General features: G+C 66.5%; 20 protein-coding genes and 1 tRNA gene. 11 read left to right on the top strand and 10 right to left on the bottom strand.

What is annotated here, in order from left to right:
* Window positions 1-25: 25 nt before the first annotated feature.
* Complete coding sequence (serC, locus tag EAH68_RS13000) at window positions 26-1,156, bottom strand: phosphoserine transaminase (RefSeq protein WP_126121771.1); 1,131 nt, start codon at window positions 1,154-1,156, stop codon at window positions 26-28.
* 505 nt (window positions 1,157-1,661) lie between these two features.
* On the opposite strand from serC, the gene EAH68_RS12995 reads away from it, so the two are divergent.
* From EAH68_RS12995 to EAH68_RS12970, 6 genes are all read left to right on the top strand, one after another.
* On the top strand, window positions 1,662-2,954 hold the full coding sequence (locus tag EAH68_RS12995) for a citrate synthase (protein WP_126121770.1): 1,293 nt from the start codon (window positions 1,662-1,664) through the stop codon (window positions 2,952-2,954).
* A gap of 107 nt (window positions 2,955-3,061) precedes the next feature.
* A complete protein-coding gene (gene fkpA / locus EAH68_RS12990) occupies window positions 3,062-3,421 on the top strand; it encodes an FKBP-type peptidyl-prolyl cis-trans isomerase FkpA (RefSeq protein ID WP_126121769.1) in 360 nt (119 codons plus the stop codon).
* Between the two features lie 130 nt (window positions 3,422-3,551).
* A complete protein-coding gene (locus tag EAH68_RS12985; RefSeq protein ID WP_126121768.1) occupies window positions 3,552-4,400 on the top strand; it encodes an aldo/keto reductase in 849 nt (282 codons plus the stop codon).
* A gap of 422 nt (window positions 4,401-4,822) precedes the next feature.
* Window positions 4,823-5,104 carry a DUF485 domain-containing protein gene (locus EAH68_RS12980; protein ID WP_126121767.1) on the top strand — a complete coding sequence of 94 codons (282 nt, stop codon included), beginning with the start codon at window positions 4,823-4,825 and terminating at the stop codon, window positions 5,102-5,104.
* Window positions 5,105-5,107: 3 nt separating this feature from the next.
* Window positions 5,108-6,748: a monocarboxylic acid transporter gene (locus EAH68_RS12975; RefSeq protein ID WP_126121766.1), complete on the top strand. Its 1,641-nt coding sequence runs from the start codon at window positions 5,108-5,110 to the stop codon at window positions 6,746-6,748.
* Window positions 6,749-6,838: 90 nt separating this feature from the next.
* Entirely contained in the window at window positions 6,839-7,636 is a 798-nt protein-coding gene (locus EAH68_RS12970) for a hypothetical protein (protein ID WP_241228461.1), read from the top strand.
* On the opposite strand, the gene EAH68_RS12965 is transcribed toward EAH68_RS12970, so the two are convergent.
* Window positions 7,614-8,420 (bottom strand): DUF1906 domain-containing protein, encoded by an 807-nt coding sequence (locus EAH68_RS12965; RefSeq protein WP_126121795.1) that lies wholly within the window; start codon window positions 8,418-8,420, stop codon window positions 7,614-7,616. The genes EAH68_RS12970 and EAH68_RS12965 overlap by 23 nt on opposite strands.
* A 146-nt stretch (window positions 8,421-8,566) precedes the next feature.
* Window positions 8,567-8,639 (bottom strand) — tRNA-Arg (locus tag EAH68_RS12960).
* Between the two features lie 104 nt (window positions 8,640-8,743).
* On the opposite strand from EAH68_RS12960, the gene EAH68_RS12955 reads away from it, so the two are divergent.
* A complete protein-coding gene (locus EAH68_RS12955) occupies window positions 8,744-9,028 on the top strand; it encodes a cg0963 family protein (RefSeq protein ID WP_126121764.1) in 285 nt (94 codons plus the stop codon).
* Here the strand turns inward: EAH68_RS12955 and EAH68_RS12950 are convergent.
* From EAH68_RS12950 to EAH68_RS12935, 4 genes are read right to left on the bottom strand one after another with little or no spacing between them, the layout of a single operon-like run.
* Entirely contained in the window at window positions 9,025-9,297 is a 273-nt protein-coding gene (locus EAH68_RS12950; protein WP_126121763.1) for a mycoredoxin, read from the bottom strand. The genes EAH68_RS12955 and EAH68_RS12950 overlap by 4 nt on opposite strands.
* Entirely contained in the window at window positions 9,294-9,830 is a 537-nt protein-coding gene (locus EAH68_RS12945; RefSeq protein ID WP_126121794.1) for a dihydrofolate reductase, read from the bottom strand. The genes EAH68_RS12950 and EAH68_RS12945 overlap by 4 nt, the downstream gene beginning before the upstream one ends.
* A gap of 5 nt (window positions 9,831-9,835) precedes the next feature.
* Window positions 9,836-10,642 (bottom strand): thymidylate synthase, encoded by an 807-nt coding sequence (locus EAH68_RS12940; protein WP_126121762.1) that lies wholly within the window; start codon window positions 10,640-10,642, stop codon window positions 9,836-9,838.
* 10 nt (window positions 10,643-10,652) lie between these two features.
* On the bottom strand, window positions 10,653-11,411 hold the full coding sequence (locus EAH68_RS12935; RefSeq protein ID WP_126121761.1) for a 3'(2'),5'-bisphosphate nucleotidase CysQ: 759 nt from the start codon (window positions 11,409-11,411) through the stop codon (window positions 10,653-10,655).
* A gap of 34 nt (window positions 11,412-11,445) precedes the next feature.
* On the opposite strand from EAH68_RS12935, the gene EAH68_RS12930 reads away from it, so the two are divergent.
* Window positions 11,446-16,011 carry an ATP-dependent helicase gene (locus EAH68_RS12930; protein ID WP_206436420.1) on the top strand — a complete coding sequence of 1,522 codons (4,566 nt, stop codon included), beginning with the start codon at window positions 11,446-11,448 and terminating at the stop codon, window positions 16,009-16,011.
* A 183-nt stretch (window positions 16,012-16,194) separates the two neighbouring features.
* Window positions 16,195-17,034: a DNA-formamidopyrimidine glycosylase family protein gene (locus EAH68_RS12925; protein ID WP_126121760.1), complete on the top strand. Its 840-nt coding sequence runs from the start codon at window positions 16,195-16,197 to the stop codon at window positions 17,032-17,034.
* On the opposite strand, the gene EAH68_RS12920 is transcribed toward EAH68_RS12925, so the two are convergent.
* A complete protein-coding gene (locus tag EAH68_RS12920; RefSeq protein ID WP_126121759.1) occupies window positions 16,931-17,581 on the bottom strand; it encodes a DedA family protein in 651 nt (216 codons plus the stop codon). The two genes, EAH68_RS12925 and EAH68_RS12920, sit on opposite strands and share 104 nt — an antisense overlap.
* 10 nt (window positions 17,582-17,591) lie before the next feature.
* Window positions 17,592-18,113: a DUF1707 SHOCT-like domain-containing protein gene (locus tag EAH68_RS12915; protein ID WP_126121758.1), complete on the bottom strand. Its 522-nt coding sequence runs from the start codon at window positions 18,111-18,113 to the stop codon at window positions 17,592-17,594.
* A 58-nt stretch (window positions 18,114-18,171) separates the two neighbouring features.
* On the opposite strand from EAH68_RS12915, the gene EAH68_RS12910 reads away from it, so the two are divergent.
* Together EAH68_RS12910 and EAH68_RS12905 are read left to right on the top strand one after the other, a co-directional pair.
* Window positions 18,172-18,585 carry a YccF domain-containing protein gene (locus EAH68_RS12910; RefSeq protein ID WP_126121757.1) on the top strand — a complete coding sequence of 138 codons (414 nt, stop codon included), beginning with the start codon at window positions 18,172-18,174 and terminating at the stop codon, window positions 18,583-18,585.
* Window positions 18,480-19,160: a class I SAM-dependent methyltransferase gene (locus EAH68_RS12905; RefSeq protein ID WP_126121756.1), complete on the top strand. Its 681-nt coding sequence runs from the start codon at window positions 18,480-18,482 to the stop codon at window positions 19,158-19,160. The genes EAH68_RS12910 and EAH68_RS12905 overlap by 106 nt, the downstream gene beginning before the upstream one ends.
* Here EAH68_RS12905 and EAH68_RS12900 read toward each other — a convergent pair.
* A partial coding sequence (locus tag EAH68_RS12900; protein WP_164546498.1) for an HNH endonuclease occupies window positions 19,157-19,827 on the bottom strand: 671 nt, incomplete at its 5' end. The two genes, EAH68_RS12905 and EAH68_RS12900, sit on opposite strands and share 4 nt — an antisense overlap.

The following is a 19,827-nucleotide window of genomic DNA, read 5'->3' as shown; positions in this document are numbered from 1 at the left end:
CATGTTGATCTGTGCAGCAGCCTGACTACTTGGCTGCGACGCCCGAATCCAGGACGTGGTCGATGGCCTTGGTCAGGGTCACGACGTCAGCGGGGTCGATCGCCGGGAACATGCCGATGCGCAGCTGGTTGCGGCCCAGCTTGCGGTAGGGCTCGACGTCCAGGATGCCGTTGGTGCGCAGGACCTTGGCGATGACGGCGGCGTCGATGGAGTCGTCGAAGTCGATGGTGCCGACGACCAGGGAACGCTTGGCCGCATCCGTGACGTACGGGGTGGTCTCCTCGCGGGCCTCGGCCCAGGAGTAGAGAGCGTCGGAGGAGGCGGTGGTGCGGGCGACCATGCCGTCCAGGCCGCCGTTGTCGTTCATCCACTTGACCTGGTTGTCCAGCATGAGCAGGGTGCCCACTGCCGGGGTGTTGTAGGTCTGGTTCTTCAGGGAGTTGTCCACCGCGGTCTGCAGGTCCAGGAATGCCGGGATGAAGCGGCCGGAGTCCTTGATCTTCGCGATGCGTTCGATCGCGGCCGGGGACATGGCTGCCAGCCAGATGCCACCGTCGGAGGCGAAGCACTTCTGCGGGGAGAAGTAGTAGACGTCGGTCTGGGAGATGTCGACGGGCAGACCGCCGGCGCCGGAGGTGGCATCGATGGTGATCAGGGAACCCTCCGAGCCTTCCGGACGGATGATCGGAACCATGGCGCCGGTGGAGGTCTCGTTGTGGGCCCAGCCAATGACGTCAGCACCCTCGATGGCCTGCGGGGCCGGGGCGTCGCCGGCCGGGGCCTCGATGACGGTGGGCTCATCCAGCCACGGTGCCTGCTTGGCGGCCTTCGCGAACTTGGAGGAGAACTCGCCGTAGGACAGGTGGCCGGACTTCTTCTCGATGAGGCCGAAGGTCGCGGCATCCCAGAAGGCGGTGGCGCCGCCCAGGGAGAGGATGATCTCGTAGCCCTCCGGCAGGGAGAACAGCTCGGCCAGGCCCTCGCGCACGGAGCCGACGACGTTCTTCACGGCCGGCTGGCGGTGGGAGGTGCCGATGATGTCACGGCCACCGTCGACGATGGCCTGGATCTGCTCCGGACGGACCTTGGACGGGCCGCAGCCGAAACGACCGTCGGCGGGGATGAGGTCGGCGGGGAGGGTGGGGAACTCGGTCATGGGGATGACGTCCCTTTCATGGTCTCTGGGATGGCTGTCCAAACTAGAACAACCCTAGTATCTCCCTGCCAGCCGTCGGACCGGAACCCGGGTGTGTCCCGCAGCATCACAACGGGGGTAGCGGGTGGGGGAGTGAAACAGTCGCAACCTCGCAAATTCCATGGGGGTGACCTGCTTCTGCCAAATATGTTGCCGCCATCACATGATTTGCTAAACTGTGCCGTGGCCCACCTGGCTGGCGCGTGGACTGCTTCCGAGGGAGCAGCGGAAATGCCCTGGCGTGGGATACATAACTGCACAAAGGTGGCCTCGCCGGTTATTCCCGCACTCACATGAGTGGGGGAGGTGGCGGGAATACCGGCGGCACCATCGTGATAGCGTCACCTAAACTCATACATGACTCACCGTCATGTCGGGACTACGGTGAATGTCACATCACCAAAGTTCTGATGGCGGCTGACCCCGACGCGGGGCAAGGTCGAAAACGAAGTCTGAAAGGTACACAGTGGCTACTGACAACAAGGACAAGGCCGTACTCCACTACCCGGGCGGTGAGTACGAACTCGACATCATCAAGGCCACCGAGGGCAACGATGGCGTCGTCCTCGGCAAGATGCTGGCTGACACGGGCCTGGTCACCTTCGACCCCGGCTACGTCTCCACCGGTTCCTGCGAGTCCGCGATCACCTACATCGACGGTGAGAACGGCATCCTGCGCCACCGTGGTTACGACATCGCCGACCTGGCGGAGAACGCCACCTTCAACGAGGTCTCCTACCTCCTGATCAACGGTGAGCTGCCGACCGTCGATGAGCTGCACAAGTTCTCCGACGACATCCGCCACCACACCCTGCTGGATGAGGACTTCAAGTCCCAGTTCAACGTCTTCCCGCGGGATGCCCATCCGATGTCCGTCCTGGCGTCGTCGGTCAACATACTGTCCACCTACTACCAGGACCAGCTGGACCCGATGAACGAGGCCCACCTGGACAAGGCGACCGTCCGTCTCATGGCCAAGGTGCCGATGCTGGCCGCCTACGCCTACCGTGCCTCCAAGGGTGCCCCGTACATGTACCCGGATAACTCCCTCAATGCGCGCGAGAACTTCCTGCGCATGATGTTCGGCTACCCGACCGAGCCGTACGAGGTCGACCCGATCATGGTCAAGGCACTGGACAAGCTCCTCATCCTGCACGCGGATCACGAGCAGAACTGCTCCACCTCCACCGTCCGCATGATCGGCTCCGCCCAGGCCAACATGTTCGTCTCCATCGCCGGCGGCATCAACGCGCTCTCCGGACCGCTGCACGGTGGCGCCAACCAGGCCGTCCTCGAGATGCTTGAGGAGATCGACGCCAACGGTGGCGACGCCACCGACTTCATGAACCGCGTGAAGAACAAGGAGGACGGCGTCCGCCTCATGGGCTTCGGCCACCGCGTCTACCGCAACTACGACCCGCGTGCGGCGATCGTCAAGGAGACCGCCCACGAGATCCTCGAGCACCTCGGTGGCGACCACCTCCTCGATCTCGCCATGAAGCTCGAGGACATCGCCCTCAACGACGAGTACTTCATCTCCCGCAAGCTGTACCCGAACGTCGACTTCTACACCGGCCTGATCTACCGCGCCATGGGCTTCCCGACGGACTTCTTCACCGTCCTCTTCGCCATCGGCCGCCTGCCGGGCTGGATCGCCCACTACCGCGAGCAGCTGGCCACCACCAACAAGATCAACCGCCCGCGTCAGATCTACACCGGCAACACCCTGCGCACCGTCACCCCGCGTGAGGATCGCTAGAAACACCGGCTGATCCGTGTGTCGGGAAATCGGGCACAACGTCACCTCTATACTGGTGTCGTTGTGCCCGGTTTTTCATGAGTACTCATAATAAGGAGCAATACCCCATGACCAAGCCCCAGATTGAAGCCCAGTCCGGTCCCGCCCCGGAGGATCTCGTTTCCGTCGACCTCGTCGTCGGTGACGGTGCGGAGGCCAAGGCCGGTGGGCTCGTCGAAGTCCACTATGTCGGCGTGGACTTCGAGTCGGGTCAGGAGTTCGACTCCTCCTGGGACCGCGGCCAGTCCATTGAGTTCCCGCTGAACGGGCTCATCGCCGGCTGGCAGGAGGGCATCCCGGGCATGAAGGTCGGTGGCCGCCGCCAGCTGACCATCCCGCCGGAGAAGGCCTACGGCCCGGCGGGTGGCGGACATCCTCTGTCCGGACGCACCCTCGTATTCATCATCGACCTGATCAGCGTCGGTTAGATCGGGTGGAGTCCCGGGGCCGTGGTCACCGTTCAGGTGGTGACCACGGCCCTCTGCGTTGCAGGGGTGCCGCGGGGGTGTGATGCGGAAGGTCTCTACGGAGCAGGGTGAATGGGGGCACAATGAGGGCATGGCTACAGTAACGCTCAATGACGGCACGGACATCCCCCAGATCGGAATGGGGACCTGGGGCATTCAGGGGGAGGAGGGCCTGCGCCTGGTCCGGGCAGCGATTGAGCTGGGTTACCGGCACTTCGACACTGCATCCGCATACGGCAACGAGGAGGTCGTCGGCAGGGCGGTCACGGACGCCATCGCCGCCGGCGATGTGACCCGTGAGGAGCTGTTCATCACCACCAAGGTGTGGCAGGACGAGCAGGGTACGGACGCCGTCCCCCTGGCATTCCGCGCTTCCCTGGACCGGCTGGGCCTGGACTATGTGGACCTCTATCTGGTGCACTGGCCTGCTCCGGAGCTGGGGAGGTACGTGGAGAGCTTCGAGGCGATCGCCCGCCTCCAGGGACTGGGACTGGTCCAGTCGATCGGTGTCTCCAATTTCTATGAGGAGATCCTCCGGGAGGTGGTGGAGAAGGCGGGCATCGTCCCTGCCGTCAACCAGGTGGAGCTCCACCCGGGTTTCTCCCAGGCGCCCCTGCGGGAGCTGCATACTGCACTCGGTGTGACGACGGCTGCCTGGTCCCCGCTGGGGCGCGGCAGACTGCTGTCGAACCCTGTTCTCGATGCCGTGGCCCGTGCTGTCGGTCGGTCAGCTGCCCAGGTGGCTCTGCGGTGGGTCATGCAGTTGGGCTGCGTGGCCATTCCCGGGGCCTCCCATCCGAAGCGGCTCGCGCAGAATCTGGCGGCAGCTGACTTCACACTCAGTCGTGAGCAGATGGCGGCGATCACGGGGCTGGGCGGGGAATCCGGCTTCGGCAGATTCTTCGAGGATCCGCGGACCTTCGGGAATCCGGGATTCTGAAAGGATGCTGAAGGCATGCGTAGTGTGAATCTCTGTTTAGGGTATGGGTTATGTTTGCGAAGATCATTGCCTCTGCAAAAATCGCATTCACAAACTTTGCCGACCACTGTGAGTTCCCGGTCGGGGGTGGTCGTAGCATCAATAAACGTGCAGGTGGCCGCAGTGGGCGGGGGTGGGGGGTGATGAGATCTCGAACAAAGTGACCTGTTCACTTCAGTGTTGCAGTGTGAGCCAGGTAACTTACATTTGCAGGACAGGGTGTGATCGCTCGCACAGGGTATGGCCCTGAGGGAGAACCCACCAGTAGCTAGACTCCCCGGTGTAGCCGGGGCCGACACGAAAGAGAGATCATTGTGAGCGCGACTCCTCCAGTTGTACGACCGGATGGCCGGCGCGAGCCGACGTCCGAGGACTTCATCGAGATGCATGCGAGCCCGCAGTTCCAGGAACTGCGCTCGGTTTTCCGCAGGTTCAGCTTCCCGATGGCCGTGGCGTTCTTCGTCTGGTACATCGTCTACCTCCTGGTGGCCACGTTTGCCGCTGACTGGATGGCCACCCCGATCGGCGGCGGCTTCAACTACGGCATCGTCTTCGGCCTCCTCCAGTTCGCCACCACGTTCCTGATCACCTGGATCTACGTGCAGTACTCAAACAAGCAGATCGAGCCGCGGACGGCCGCCATCCGCCAGCAGATGGAGGGTTAAACAATGGACATCACCTACCTCGCACAGGAGAGCACCGGAAACCCGATCCTCAACATCGCGGTTTTCGTCGTGTTCATCGTCGTCACCATGACCGTGGTCCTGCGTGCCGGCAAGAGCACCAAGGAGGCCTCCGATTTCTACACCGGTGGCGCCTCCTTCACCGGCACCCAGAACGGCCTGGCCATCGCGGGTGACTACCTCTCCGCGGCCTCCTTCCTGGGTATCGTCGGTTCCATCGCCCTCAACGGCTACGACGGCTTCCTCTACTCCATCGGTTTCTTCGTCGCCTGGCTGGTCGCCCTGCTGCTCGTCGCTGAGCCGCTGCGTAACGTCGGCCGCTTCACCATGGCCGACGTGCTCTCCTTCCGCCTGCGCCAGAAGCCGGTCCGTGTGGCCGCCGCCATCGCGACCCTCGCGGTCTCCATCTTCTACCTCATCGCCCAGATGGCCGGCGCCGGTTCGCTGGTCTCCGTGCTGCTGAACATGCACGAGCTGTGGCAGCAGGCCATCGTCGTCGCCGTCGTCGGTGTGATCATGACCGCCTACGTCCTCGTCGGCGGCATGAAGGGCACCACCTACGTCCAGATGATCAAGGCCGTCCTCCTCATCGGTGGCGTCGCCGTCATGACCATCTGGGTCTTCGTCGCCATCCGCGGTGGCTTCTCCACACTGTTCAACGACGCCATCACCGCACACGCCGTCTCCGATGTCATCCAGACGAAGGGCTACGCAGCCGAGGACATCATGAAGCCGGGCCTCCAGTACGGCGCGTCCTTCACCAAGCAGCTCGACTTCATCTCCCTGGGTCTGTCCCTGGTCCTCGGTACCGCCGGCCTGCCGCACGTGCTCATGCGCTTCTACACGGTCCCGACCGCCAAGGAAGCCCGTAAGTCCGTGACCGTCGCCATCGTCCTCATCGGTATCTTCTACCTCATGGCCATGGTCCTCGGCTACGGTGCCGCCGCCCTCGTCGGCCCGGACCGCATCCTTGCTGCGCCGGGTGCCGCGAACGCCGCCGCCCCGCTGCTGGCACTGGAGCTCGGTGGTTCCATCTTCATGGCCCTGATCTCCGCGGTCGCCTTCGCCACCGTCCTCGCGGTCGTCGCCGGCCTGGCCATCACCGCCTCGGCATCTGTCGCCCACGACGTCTACTCCTCGGTCTTCCGCGACGGCAAGGCCACTGAGGAGGAGACCGTGCGTGTCTCCCGCATCACCGTGGTCATCCTGGGTCTGGTCTCCATCGTCCTGGGTATCCTCGCGATGCAGCAGAACGTCGCCTTCCTGGTGTCGCTGGCCTTCGCCGTCGCCGCCTCCGCGAACGTGCCGACCATCCTGTTCTCCCTGTACTGGAGGCGCTTCAACACCGCCGGTGCTGTCGCCTCCATGTACACCGGTGTCGTCTCCGCGCTGGTCCTGATCGCCCTGTCCCCGGCGGTCTCCGGCGCCCCGACCGCCATGTTCCCGAACGCCGACTGGTCGATCTTCCCGCTCACCAGCCCGGGCCTGGTCTCCATCCCGCTGGCCTTCCTGGCAGGTATCATCGCCACCCTGGCCACCAAGCCGGACAACCTGGACCACCTCGCAGCTGAGATGGAGGTCCGCTCCCTCACCGGTGTCGGCGTCGAGGCCCCGGTTGACCACTAGTCACCCGTAGCCCCCGCTGCACCAGCGCCGCCCTCACGGTCACCGTGAGGGCGGCGCTATCCTTTTGATGTGTCAAGAACCTCAGCTGGCGTGCGACCCTTCCCCGTGGTGGTGGTCGCACTCATCATCGTGATCGTCATCACCATTCCCCTCGTGGTCTCCTTCGGCCTGCACCGGGAAGGGGAGGTGGCGGGGGCGGCGGACGTCGAGAAGCGGGAGGTGGATATCCGGCCGGTGACCGCCTCGGGGCCCGACCTCGCCTCCTTCGTGGAGAACCCCACCGGCTCCCAGATCAGCTTCCACCGGCTCTCCGACGACCATCGCACGGGCACCGCCACGGAACGTTTCGCCCGGCCCGCGCTGAGCCTGATCAAGCTTTACATAGCCGAGTACGTCATTGAGCACGGCACGTTCGCCGAGCAGTACGCGGCGATCGACATGATCAGTTCCTCCGACGACCGGACGGCAGGGGAGCTCTACCGGAAGTATCCCGAGTCCATCGGGGAGGTTGCCCGGGAGTACGGGCTGCTGTCCACCCGGGCGCATGACCGTTGGGGATATTCGGTCACCTCGACCTACGACGTGGTGGGCTTCATCGTCCAGCTCATGGAGAAGGACCCCATGCATCCGATCCTGGTTGCCATGGCGGAGGCGACCCCCGTCGCCGCCGACGGCTACGGCCAGGACTTCGGTACCTCGGTGCTGCCCGGGGTGATCGGCACCAAGTGGGGATGGTCGGACAACCGGGATCTGCACTCCTCGGTGTCCTTCGGCGAGAATTTCGTCGTCGCTGCCGCGGTGACAGGTAGCGCCGACGATCTCACGGAACTCGTCGAAGCCCGGCTGGCCGACGAGGTTGCGGCGGCTACTGGGCAGACAGGTTCCTGAGGGCGTCGATGCCCTGCTGGATCTGCGCCGGGCTGATGGTGCCGGTGTCGGAGACGGCCGGTGCGGCCTGACCCGGGATCCACTGACCCCAGTCCTGCGCGTAGACGTTGTTGATGTCGATGCCGATGCCGCCGATCCGGTCCTTGTCGATGCGCACCTGGTGCAGGGTGGTGCGCGGGTGAATCCGGCCACCAGAGCCCCAGTTGTGCATCCAGAAGTACTGGCCGAGGCCGTCGGCGACGGCCCAGTCCACGACGTTGTAGTTGCCGTACACGCCGGTCTGGTATCCGGCGGCCTCCAGCGCAGCCTGGAAGGCCTGCAGGTAGGGGCGGATCTGGTTGTCGTACTGGGCGCGGGTGGGGTTGTCGTCGATGGCGATGTAGATCGGCCGGCCGGTCGGACCGCCCGCTGCCCGGTGGTAGGCGATCGCCTGCGGGGCGTGTGTGACGACGCCCGCCGCACCCTGCTTCCAGTCCGCCGTAGCGTCCTTGCCGTACTGGTAGACCGAGGCGACACCGAGGCCGTGGTTGGCGAAGTCCTGGGTCTCCTCGGCGGCGACCGGCTTGCCCAGCATCCATTCCGCGCCGGGGCGGCGGTCGGAGACGTAGCGGACGGCGCCCAGGTGGCCCGCTGCCTTGACGGCAGCAGCGGAGGGGACTCCCGCAGAGTAGTCGATGACGGTGCCCAGGACGGGGCCCAGGGCGTGTGCCTGGGGCAGGGTGGCGCCGACGGCACCGGCGGCCACCGCGACAGCGGCGGCGCGCAGGAATCCACGGCGATTCATGGAGGGGGTGATGGACACAGAAATGCTCCCTATAGATGAACAACAGTCACATAAACAACATCCGTCACGTTAGCAACCTGGGAGGGGTGGCGCCAGAGAAAAACCCCCTGATCGGCATCACTGCAGATCAGGGGGTATTTTTACTGCGCCCCAGAGAGGAATCGAACCTCCGACACCCGCTTTAGGAGAGCGGTGCTCTATCCACTGAGCTACTGGGGCAACGTCGACAAGAGTACCGCACGTGGGGCGGGTGTCGGTAACCGGACCCGGCCCAACTATCCTGAGAGGTACCTATACTGTTCCAGCCAGAAAGGACCACAATCGTGGCCCAGAACGAGCCGACCTTCATCGACGTCCAGCGACGGGATATCGTCGCCGAGATCGTGACCAAGGATGGTGTCCCGGTGCTGTCCATCGACAAGCAGCTGCCGGGTGGTTCATCCAAGCGGCTGCTGCTGCTCAACAAGGTTGATGCCAAGCAGCTCGCCGAGGTCCTCGAGCACTACCTCAAGCAGGTGTACTCCCTGGAACTGGCCGGTCTCAACGCATCGCTGTCTCCGCAGGACATGCTCGCCCTCTTCGGTGAAGAGGACGAGGACGAGGACTAGCCGGCTGCGCCGGCCGTGAGTTCCTCGAGCTTGCGACGCACGGCGGATGCCTCCGGGTTGGTGGCGTGGGTGCCGTCGGAGTACTGCACCGTCGGCACCACCCGGTTGCCGTCGTTGACGGACTCGACCCAGGACGCAGCCTCGGCGTCCTCCTCCACGTTGACCACCGTATAGGGGGTTTCGGTGCGGTCCAGACGCTTGATCAGGTTGGTGCAGTAGGGGCACCAGGTGGTGGCGTAGATCGTGATGTGGTTGTTTTCGGCCGTCATGCGGCCTCCTTTCTCTCGTACCGCAGGAAACGGTACCTCAGGGGCAGATCGCTGGGACCATCGCCGACGACAAGGTGGCCCTCCTCGGAATTCAGCCAGCCGGTGTCGGTGACCAGACCGAATTCGTGGGGGATGGCGGGGGCGTGGACCGCGCGGTCACCGAGGACATCACCGAGGTGCGCCCCGATGAGGGTGACCTCGAGGACGTCGACCTCGTCGATGGTGGCGGCGTAGAGCTGGCCGCCGCCCATGATCCAGACCTCGGGGGCGTCGATAACCTCGGGCAGGTCGTTGACCACCTTGCCGCCGCAGGACCAGTCGCCGGCCTCGCGGCTGCACAGGATGAAGTTCTCCCGCTTCGGCAGGGGACGGAACTTCTCCGGCAGGCTCAGCCAGGTGCGCCGGCCCATGATGACGGGATGACCCTGGGTCACCTCCCGGAAGTGGGCGAGATCCTCGGGGACGTGCCAGGGCATCCCGGCCCCGTCGCCGATGATGCCGTCGAGGGACTGCGCCCAGATGGCGCCGAGCATGGACATCAGACCGAGACCCTGCCCCGGATCGTCGGGTGCGGGTCGTAGCCGACCACCTCGATGTCCTCGAAGCCGTAGTCGAAGATGCTCTCCGCCTTGCGCAGGTTCAGCTGCGGGTAGGGGCGGGGCTCGCGGGAGAGCTGCTCGCGGACCTGCCCCAGGTGGTCGTTGTAGATGTGGCAGTCGCCGCCGGTCCAGATCAGTTCGCCGACGTCCAGGCCCGCCTGCTGGGCGAACATGTGGGCCAGCAGGGCGTAGGAGGCGATGTTGAAGGGCACCCCGAGGAACATGTCCGCGGACCGCTGGTAGACCTGCAGCGAGAGGCGCCCGTCCACGACATAGAGCTGGAACAGCAGGTGGCAGGGGAGCAGGGCCATCTTGTCCAGCTCGGAGACGTTCCAGGCGGAGACGACGTTGCGGCGGGAATCGGGGTTGGAGCGCAGGGTTTCCAGGGCGCCGGCGATCTGGTCGATGTGGGCGCCGTCGGGGGTGGGCCAGGAACGCCACTGCACGCCGTAGACGGGGCCGAGTTCGCCGTCGGCGTCGGCCCACTCGTTCCAGATACGGACGTTGTTGTCCTGCAGCCAGGTGATGTTGGAGTCACCGCGCAGGAACCACAACAGCTCGCCGACCACGGCGTGGAGGTGGACCTTCTTGGTGGTCAGCAGCGGGAAGGAATCAGCCAGGTTGTAGCGCAGCTGCCGGCCGAACACACTGAGGGTGCCGGTCCCGGTGCGGTCGCCCTTGGGTGCGCCCTCCTCGAGGATCTCGCGGAGGAGGTCTTCGTAGGGCGTAGGGATGGAGACAGTCATGCCAGCCACCTTAGTAGCGACCGTTCTCCTCCTTGAAAGCCGCCGCCATCGCGAGGATGTCCCCGGCCAGTTCCGGGCGGCAGATGAGGATGTCCGGCATGTAGGTGTCGCGGTTGTTGTACGTCAGCTCGGTACCGTCGAGGCGGGAGCAGTGCAGACCGGCGGCAGTTGCCACACCAACCGGGGCAGCGGAGTCCCACTCATACTGGCCACCGGCGTGGATGTAGGCGTCGTAGTCACCGAGCAGGACGTGCATGGCCTTGGCTCCCGCGGAACCGATGGCGGCCGTCTCGAAACCGAGCTGCTCCGCGATGTGGAGGGCCACCTGCGGGGGCCGGTTGTGGGAGAGGGCTAGCTTCTTCGCATACGGACCGGTCACTGCCCGGGATTCAGAGGAGCTGAAGACCACACCCAGATCCGGCAGCGCGACGGCAGCGTGGGTGGGCCGCCCCTTCTCGACGAGCGCGATATGCACCGCCCAGTCCTGGCGCCCGGTGGCGAACTCCTTGGTGCCGTCCAACGGGTCAATGATCCACACCCGGTCCTTGTCCAGCCGCTCCGGGGTGTCCGCCATCTCCTCGGAGAGGAAACCGTCGTCCGGGCGGTGCTGACGCAGGACACGCGCGATCCAGTTCTGGGCGAGTTCATCGCCTGCGTCCCCGAGGTTGCGTCCCCGCAGTGCACCGACGTTGCGGACCCCCTTGAGAATCTCCCCCGTGCCCTGCGCGAGCATGTGGGTGAGACGGGCGTCATCCAGGTGAGCTGTCATGAATCCGACCTTACCGCGCGCGGTAGAGTTGGGCATGGCCCAAAGCATCCTCTCCAGGTTCCGCCCCCAGGTGGCCACCTGGTTCGGGGAGGTCTTCGCGGCGCCGACTCCCGTGCAGGAGTCAGCGTGGTCGGCGATCTCCGACGGTGACAACGCACTGGTGGTGGCGCCCACCGGTTCCGGCAAGACCCTCGCGGCGTTCCTGTGGGCGCTGAACAACCTCGTGGAACGCGCGGGGCAGCTGGCGCTCCCGGTGGGGGAGGGGGCGTCGGCAAGCGGGGACGGGGTGAAGGTCCTCTACATCTCGCCGCTGAAGGCCCTGGGCGTGGACGTGGAGAACAACCTCCGCGCCCCACTGACGGGTATCAGCCGCGTGGCGGAACGTCTCGGACTGGACGCCCCGGAGATCTCCGTGGCGGTGCGCTCCGGCGACACCCCTGCCGCGGAACGCAGCCGGCAGCTGCGCCGCCCGCCGGACATCCTCATCACCACCCCGGAATCGGCCTACCTCATGATGACGTCGAAGGCCGCCGGGATCCTCAAGACCGTGGACACCGTCATCATCGACGAGATCCACGCCCTGGCCGGCACCAAGCGCGGCGTGCACCTGGCGCTGACCCTGGAACGTCTCGCCCGGCTCACCGGCGGTTTCCAGCGCATCGGGCTCTCAGCGACGGTCCGACCCCTGACCACGGTGGCGAATTTCCTGGGCGGCGACCGCCCCGTGGAGATCATCGCCCCGCCCGCGGACAAAGCCTGGGACCTGCAGGTGCGCGTCGGGGTGGAGGACATGTCGGACCTGCCCGTCCCGGAGCTGGGCTCCACCATCGGTGAGGCCACCATCGACGACCAGCTCAACCCCGAACCGGCGCAGCCGAAGTCGATCTGGCCCTACATCGAGCAGGAGGTCTATGAGGAGGTGATGGGGCACCGCTCGACGCTGGTCTTCGTCAACTCGCGGCGCTCCGCGGAGCGGCTGACCAGCCGACTCAACGAGATCCACGCGGAGATCCACGACCCGGAGGCGTTGTCCCCGCCGACCAGACGCCCGCCTGCCCAGATCATGGTGCCGGCCGACACCGCCGGTGCCGCCCCACCACTCATCGCCCGCGCCCACCACGGCTCCGTGTCCAAGGACGAGCGCGCCGTGACGGAGCAGATGCTCAAGGAGGGCTCACTCAAGGCCGTGGTGGCCACCAGCTCCCTGGAGCTGGGCATCGACATGGGTGCGGTGGATCTGGTCGTCCAGGTGGAGTCCCCGCCGAGCGTGGCCTCCGGGCTGCAGCGCGTGGGCCGTGCCGGACACTCCGTGGGCGCGGTCTCCGAGGGCTCCTTCCACCCCAAGCACCGCACCGACCTGGTGCAGTCGGCGGTCACGGTCGAGCGGATGCGCCAGGGCATGATCGAGGAACTCCACGTGCCCGCCAACCCGCTCGACGTGCTCGCCCAGCAGACCGTGGCCGCCGTCGCCGTCGAGGACCTCGACGTCGAGGAGTGGTACGCGCTGGTGCGCCGCGCCTGGCCCTACCGGGAACTGGCCCGCGACGTCTTCGACGCCGTCATCGACCTGGTCAGCGGCGTGTACCCCTCGACCGACTTCGCAGAGCTGCGTCCCCGCGTGGTCTTCGACCGCGTCACCGGGATGCTCTCCGCCCGGCCCGGCGCGCAGCGGGTCGCGGTCATCTCCGGCGGCACGATCCCGGACCGCGGCATGTTCGGGGTGTTCCTCCTCGGCGGGGAAGGGGCTCCGCGCCGGGTGGGGGAACTGGATGAGGAGATGGTCTACGAGTCCCGGGTCGGTGACGTGTTCACCCTCGGGGCCTCCAGTTGGCGGATCGAGAACATCACCCGTGACCAGGTGCTGGTCAGTCCCGCGCCGGGGCACACCGGCCGGCTGCCGTTCTGGACGGGGGATGCCGCCGGGCGCCCCTATGAGCTGGGTCTGGCGCTGGGGGCCTACCGCCGGGAGGTCCACGCCGATCCGTCCCGCATCGCGGACCTGGATGATCATGCGCGGACCAACCTGCTGGCCTTCCTGACGGAGCAGCACGAGGCGACCGGTGTGATCCCGGATGAGAGGACCCTGGTGCTGGAACGGTTCCGGGATGAGCTCGGCGACTGGCGGGTCGTGCTGCACACCCCCTTCGGCCGCGGGGTCAACGCCGCGTGGGCGCTGGCGATCGGGGCGCGTTTCGACATTGACGTGCAGGCCGTCGCCGGGGATGACGGCATCGTGCTGCGCCTGCCCGACGGGGCGGTGGAACCGGACGGGTCGATCTTCCTCTTCGACGCCGATGACATCACTGAGCTGGTCACCGAGCAGGTGGGCAATTCCGCGTTGTTCGCCTCCCGGTTCCGGGAGTGCGCCGCCCGCGCGCTGCTCCTGCCGCGGCGCCACCCGGGTAAACGCGCCCCCTTGTGGCAGCAGCGCCAGCGTGCGGAGCAGCTGCTGGATGTGGCCCGGAAGTACCCGAGTTTCCCCATCATCCTGGAGACGGTCCGCGAGTGCCTCCAGGATGTCTACGACCTGCCGGCGCTGACGCAGGTGTGCCGGGATCTGGGTACCCGCCGGATCCGCATCACCGAGGTGACCACCGACCAGCCCAGCCCCTTCGCCTCCTCGCTGCTGTTCAACTACACCGGCGCCTTCATGTATGAGGGCGACAGCCCGCTGGCGGAGAAGCGTGCCGCCGCGTTGGCACTCGACCCGACGCTGCTGGCCAAGCTGCTGGGCACGGTGGAGCTGCGGGAGCTGCTCGACCCGGAGATCATCGCCGAGGTCCATGAGCAGCTGCGGCGCCGCGGGGACCGGCGGGCGCGTTCCCCGGAGGAATTCGCCGACACGCTGCGCGTACTCGGTCCCATACCCGTCGACGAGCTGGCGCACCACACCACCTTCAGCGGCGGGCTGGACAGCCTCGGCGACCGGATCATGGAGGTCCGGATCGGCGGTCGGGCACATCTCGCCCAGACCCCGGACGCGCCGCTGCTGCGGGATGCGCTGGGTGTCCCTGTTCCGCCCGGCATCCCCGCGCAGGTGGACACGATCCTCGATGCGTTGGAGCAGCTGGTCTCTCGCTGGGTGCGCACGCGCGGGCCCTTCGTCCTGCGTGACCTCGCGGCTGATTTCGGGCTCGCGGTCAGCGCCGCGCATTCCGCGCTCCAGCCCCTGCTTGCCGACGCCCGCGTCATCGAGGGACGTTTCCGCCAGGGTATCGAGGAGCAGGAGTACTGCGCCGCGGACGCGCTCAACATCATCCGCCGCCGTTCGCTGGCCGCCGCCCGGGCTGCCACTCAGCCGGTGTCCCAGTCCGCCTACGCGCGTTTCCTCGTTGACTGGCAGCAGGTTGCCCCGGTGGGGCAGCGGCCCACTCTGCGCGGGGCGGACGGTGTGTTCACCGTCCTGGAGCAGCTCGCTGGGGCCCGCCTGCCCGCCAGCGCCTGGGAATCGATCGTCCTGCCCTCCCGGGTCGCGGACTACTCTCCCCTTTTCCTCGACGAACTCACCTCCTCGGGGGAGATCCTCATCGCCGGGGCGGGTACCGCAGCGGCCCGCGACCCGTGGATCATGCTCCTGCCTGCCGATTACGCCGCCGAGCTCGTCCCAGAGGTGGAGGCCGCGGGGTTGACCTTCATCCAGGAACGCGTCGTGGAGATCCTCCGCCGCGGCGGAGGTTTCCTCTTCGCTGACCTGCAGCGGGAACTGACCGATCTGGTCACCTCCGCCGAGCTGCGGGAGGCGGTCTGGGGGCTGGTCGACGCCGGCCTGGTCAGTCCCGACAGCTTCGCCCCGGTCCGTGCCCGCCTCGCCACCACCGGTGGCACCACCGCCCACCGGGCCCGCCGCCGACCCAACCGCTCCCGCCTGCGTCACGGCCCGCCCCTGGACATGGGCGGGCGCTGGGCTCTGACCGTGCCCGCCAGCACGGAGGCCACAGCCCGCTCCGTGGTCCAGGGGGAGACCTGGCTGGACCGCTACGGCGTGGTCACCCGCGGCAGCGTCGTCGCCGAGGACGTCCTCGGTGGTTTCGCCCTGGCATACAAGGTACTCAGCGGTTTCGAGGAATCCGGCAAGGCGATGCGCGGCTACCTCGTGGAAGGGCTCGGCGCCTCGCAGTTCTCCACCCCCGCGGTCATCGACCGGCTCCGCGGCATGGACAACGGTGGATTCCCACCTGACCTGCAGAACCCGGACGTCCACGTTCTCGCCGCCGCTGATCCCGCCAACCCCTACGGCGCGGCCCTGCCCTGGCCGGAGACCGGGCCGAGCCGCGCCGCCGGGGCACTCGTCGTGCTCGCCGACGGCCTCCTCCTGGCCCACGTCACCCGTGGCGGGCGCACCCTCACCCTCTTCGATGACGTCAACACCGACCTCGTGGTCGGTGCTCTGGCCGCCGCCGTGGATCAGCCGCTGACGGTGGAGAAGATCAACGGCGAGTCCGCCTTCGACTCCCCGCTGCTGGGCGCGCTGCGGGAGGCGGGGGCGTCGATAAGCCCGCGGGGCGTGCGGATCGGGGGGCGCAGCACCCCACCGCGTGCCCCCGGAAAGGGGAGACGGGTGACGGATGTTATCGGCGATCTGAGCTTCAACGACGAATAACCGCAGGTCATCTTCCTCCTCCCACTGCAGTGGGCATACCTGCGGTGGCACGATCAGAAGTCCCATCCGATAATTCCGATCGGGGGAAATAATCGCCACGAGGCACGGCCCCGGAACCGGCAGAAGGGAAGCTCGGGGGATGACGGTTCCAGGATCGTGCCTCGTGGCAGTAGCCTGAGGGACGTGCCCGAAGGTGATTCCGTCCTCCAGCTCTCCCGGCGCCTGCAGATCATGACCGGCCGGGAGGTCCTCCACACCTCACTGCGCGTGCCCTCCGTCGCCACCGTCAGCTTCACCGGCGAGACCGTCGACCGCGTGTGGCCCTACGGAAAACACCTGTTCATGCAGTTCGGTGACCGCATCCTGCACACCCATCTGAAGATGGAGGGCACCTGGGCGCTCCACCGCGTCGGCGACCGTTGGCGCAAACCCGGTCATACAGCCCGCGTCGTGCTCCAGCTGTCCGACCCGGAGCCCATCGAGGTCGTCGGACACTCCCTCGGCCTGGTCCGGGTATTCCCGCTCGACCACTACCACGAGCAGATCAGCCGTCTCGGCCCCGACGTCCTGGCACCCGACTGGGACCGCGCGGAGGCCCACCGGCGGGTGAGCGCGGTACCGCAACGCAGCATCGGTGAGGCCCTGCTCGACCAGTACAACCTCGCCGGTGTGGGCAACGAATACCGCGCCGAGATCTGCTTCCTCTGTGGCATCCACCCCGCCCGACCCGTCGGGGAGGTCGATGTGGATCACGTGCTCGACGTGACCCGGCGGATAATGTGGGCCAACCGCGACGCCCCCGTGCGCGTGACCACCGGTATCCGCCGCGCCGGGGAGACCACCTGGGTGTTCGGCCGCCACCGCCGCCCCTGCCGGCGCTGCGGCACCCCGATTCAGCGCGCCATGCTCGGCGAGAGGATCATCTGGTGGTGTCCCTCCTGCCAGCCTGCCGAGCCTGATTTCGTCGCCGTGCCCGTCGCACCAAATGGACCAGCACCACGAGGACGACGATACCGACGCTGATGTAGACCCCCGTGGAGTACTTGTCGACGATGGACTCCACCAGGTGGTAGCGGTCGCCCAGCCACACACCGGCTGCCAGCAGCAGGGCGTTCCACAACGCGGAGCCGACCAACGTCATCAGGCCGAAGACCACCGGGTTCATCCGGTCGATGCCCGCCGGGATGGAGATCAGCGAACGGACGCCCGGCACCAACCGGCCGAAGAACACCGAGGTCTTGCCGTATTTCGTGAACCACCGCAGAGACTTGTCCACGTCCTCCGGCTCGACCAGCCACATCCGGTCGGCGATCTGCCGGAGCCGCTCCGCCCCGATCGCCGCACCCAGCCAGTACAGCAGATAGGCACCGACCACTGAACCTGCCGTGGCCCAGATGAAGGCGGCCCAGATGTTGAGCTCGCCGCGGGAGGCGGTGAAACCGGCCAGCGGCAGTACCACCTCGGAGGGGATGGGCGGGAAGAGGTTCTCAAGGAGGATCGCGATACCGACCCCCGGTGCCCCGAGAGTCTCCATGAGGGAGACGACCCATTCGACGACAGAGCTGAACATGCGTGGCACGTTACTCCTGCTCCAGCTCCTTCATCCGTTGCGTGACCCGCCGCAACCGCTCCTTCCTGGCGAGTTCCTCAGCTTCTTTCAGCTCCTTGTAGGCTTCCTCGTCCGCATCCGAGAAACCGTGGATCATCCGCGGCAGCGGCATGGTGACGAACAGCGTCAACCACACCATCCACGCCCAGCTGGCACTGAACACGAAGGTCAGCACCAGGAATGTCGCCAGCGTCAGCGTGAAGATGACGCCGGTCAGGCTCTCCACCCGCTTCCCCGACTTCTTCAGCTGTGCGAGCTCCCGCTCCTCACTCCGCTTCTCGACGACCCCGTGATTCTCCGTCAGCGCCTGCTCCAGCTGCCCCGGAAGATCATGGAAAAGGGGACGAAGATCACCCCTCGTCTTCGCCTGGGTGATGGCGAAGGAGCGCTCGTCGAACTCCGTGGCGTCGAGACGCCCCTCCGTGAAGTGGGACGCCAGCGAACTCATGGCGGTGAGCCGCTCATTATCAGACAGTCGCAGGTTTTCGTCCATGAAACCATGCTACGTCCGTGACTGACGAAGGTCGCGGCTCTTCACTACATTGGGGACTGTGAAGCTGTTGCTCAACATCATCTGGTTCATCACCGGCGGTTTCCTCCTCGCCGCCGGCTACCTCTTCTTCGGCCTCCTGGCCTGCCTCCTGGTGGTGACCATCCCGGCCGGCATCGCCTCCTTCCGGATGGCCAGCTACGCCCTCGCCCCCTTCGGCCGTTCCGTGGTCCAGCCGGTGGGCGGGGTCGGCGGGCTGTCCACCTTCAGCAACATCATCTGGTTCCTTGTGGCTGGTCTGTGGCTGGCACTGGGCCACATCACCACCGCGGCCGCCCAGGCAGTCACCATCATCGGCATCCCCCTGGCGTGGGCGAACATCAAGATGATCCCGGTGACCTGCTTCCCCTTCGGCAGGGAGATCGTCCCCTCGGACCGCATCCCCTACGGTTACGAACCCATGGTGAAGCTCTGAGTTCCACCAACTGGAGCCACAACGATCATTTCCACGGCTGGGTACTGCGCTCGCTTCCCGACGCCCGCTCCCACGCCCTCGACCTCGGTTGCGGCTCAGGCCGCCTGGTCCGCCAGCTCGCTTCCTGCTTCGAGACGGTGACCGGTGTGGACTCGGATCCCAGGATCATTCAAGGCGTGGAGGTGCCCGTCAATGCCAGGTTGTTCGCCTCCGACGCATTGGCTGTCCAGGAACGTGCCGACCTGATCACCATGATCGCGGTCCTCCACCATCTGCCTCTCCGGTCTGCTCTAGAACATGTGGCAGACCTGCTCAACCCCGGAGGCCGTTTCCTCTGCGTGGGGCTGGCTCGTCCCCGGAACCTGGTGGACTGGGTCTGGGAGGCGGGCAATGTGGTGGCAAATCCGCTTATTGGTCTGCTGAAGTATGAGAAAGCAACCCCGTCCCCGGCCAGGATCGCCGCGCCTTCGCTGACCCTCGAGGAGATTGACCAGGTCGGATCCGAGGTGATGCCAGGGCTGAGGATCCGCCGCCGGGAGGGCTTCCGTCATACTCTGATGTGGAGCAAGCCCTAGAACGGCGGGGGATGATCCTCAGTGGATTGGTGTCCCCCGGGTGGGGCCCGGTCCGGATCGGTGTCATCGGGCGGGTCGGGGCCGGTACCGGTCTCCTCCGTCCGGGCGCGGGCACCTTCCTGATACGCCTCGAATTCCTGCGCCGCCGCGCGGGCTGCTGCCCGTTCACTCCGGCGCTGCCGGCGTTGCGTGTAGGTCTGCACCCAGCGTTTCTCCACCGGCGCCAACGGCCCCTCCGCATGATCCACCGCCCACGTCCCGTCGGCGAACAGCCAGAACACATCCCCGGTCACCGGATCCAGCAGATAGGTGGCCTGGACATCAGTTTTGCGGTTGTGGTGGTGCCGGCACAGCATCACCATGTTCGCTGCTGTCGTGGGCCCACCCTCATGGTGGTTGATCCGGTGGTCATTATCCCCACCGAACGCGGGTGTCCCGCAGCCCGGCCACCGGCAGCACCAGTCCCGACCCACCAGAAACGCCCGGATCGCAGGTGTCGGGGCATAGGCCGGGGCGTGGGTGGTGGCGGCGGCATCCATGTCGGTGGTCGTCGTCGACATGGCCAGCAGACGGGCGGCGGCCTGTTCGGTGAGCACACCTGTCAGCGGGTGGAACACCGGCGCACCGGGGACATCACGGGCGGTGTAGAGGTGGGTGGTCACCGAGG

It is taken from the genome of Corynebacterium hylobatis, from assembly GCF_003955685.1.
GTDB lineage: Bacteria > Actinomycetota > Actinomycetes > Mycobacteriales > Mycobacteriaceae > Corynebacterium > Corynebacterium hylobatis.
This window is presented reverse-complemented; position numbering and strand designations above follow the sequence as displayed.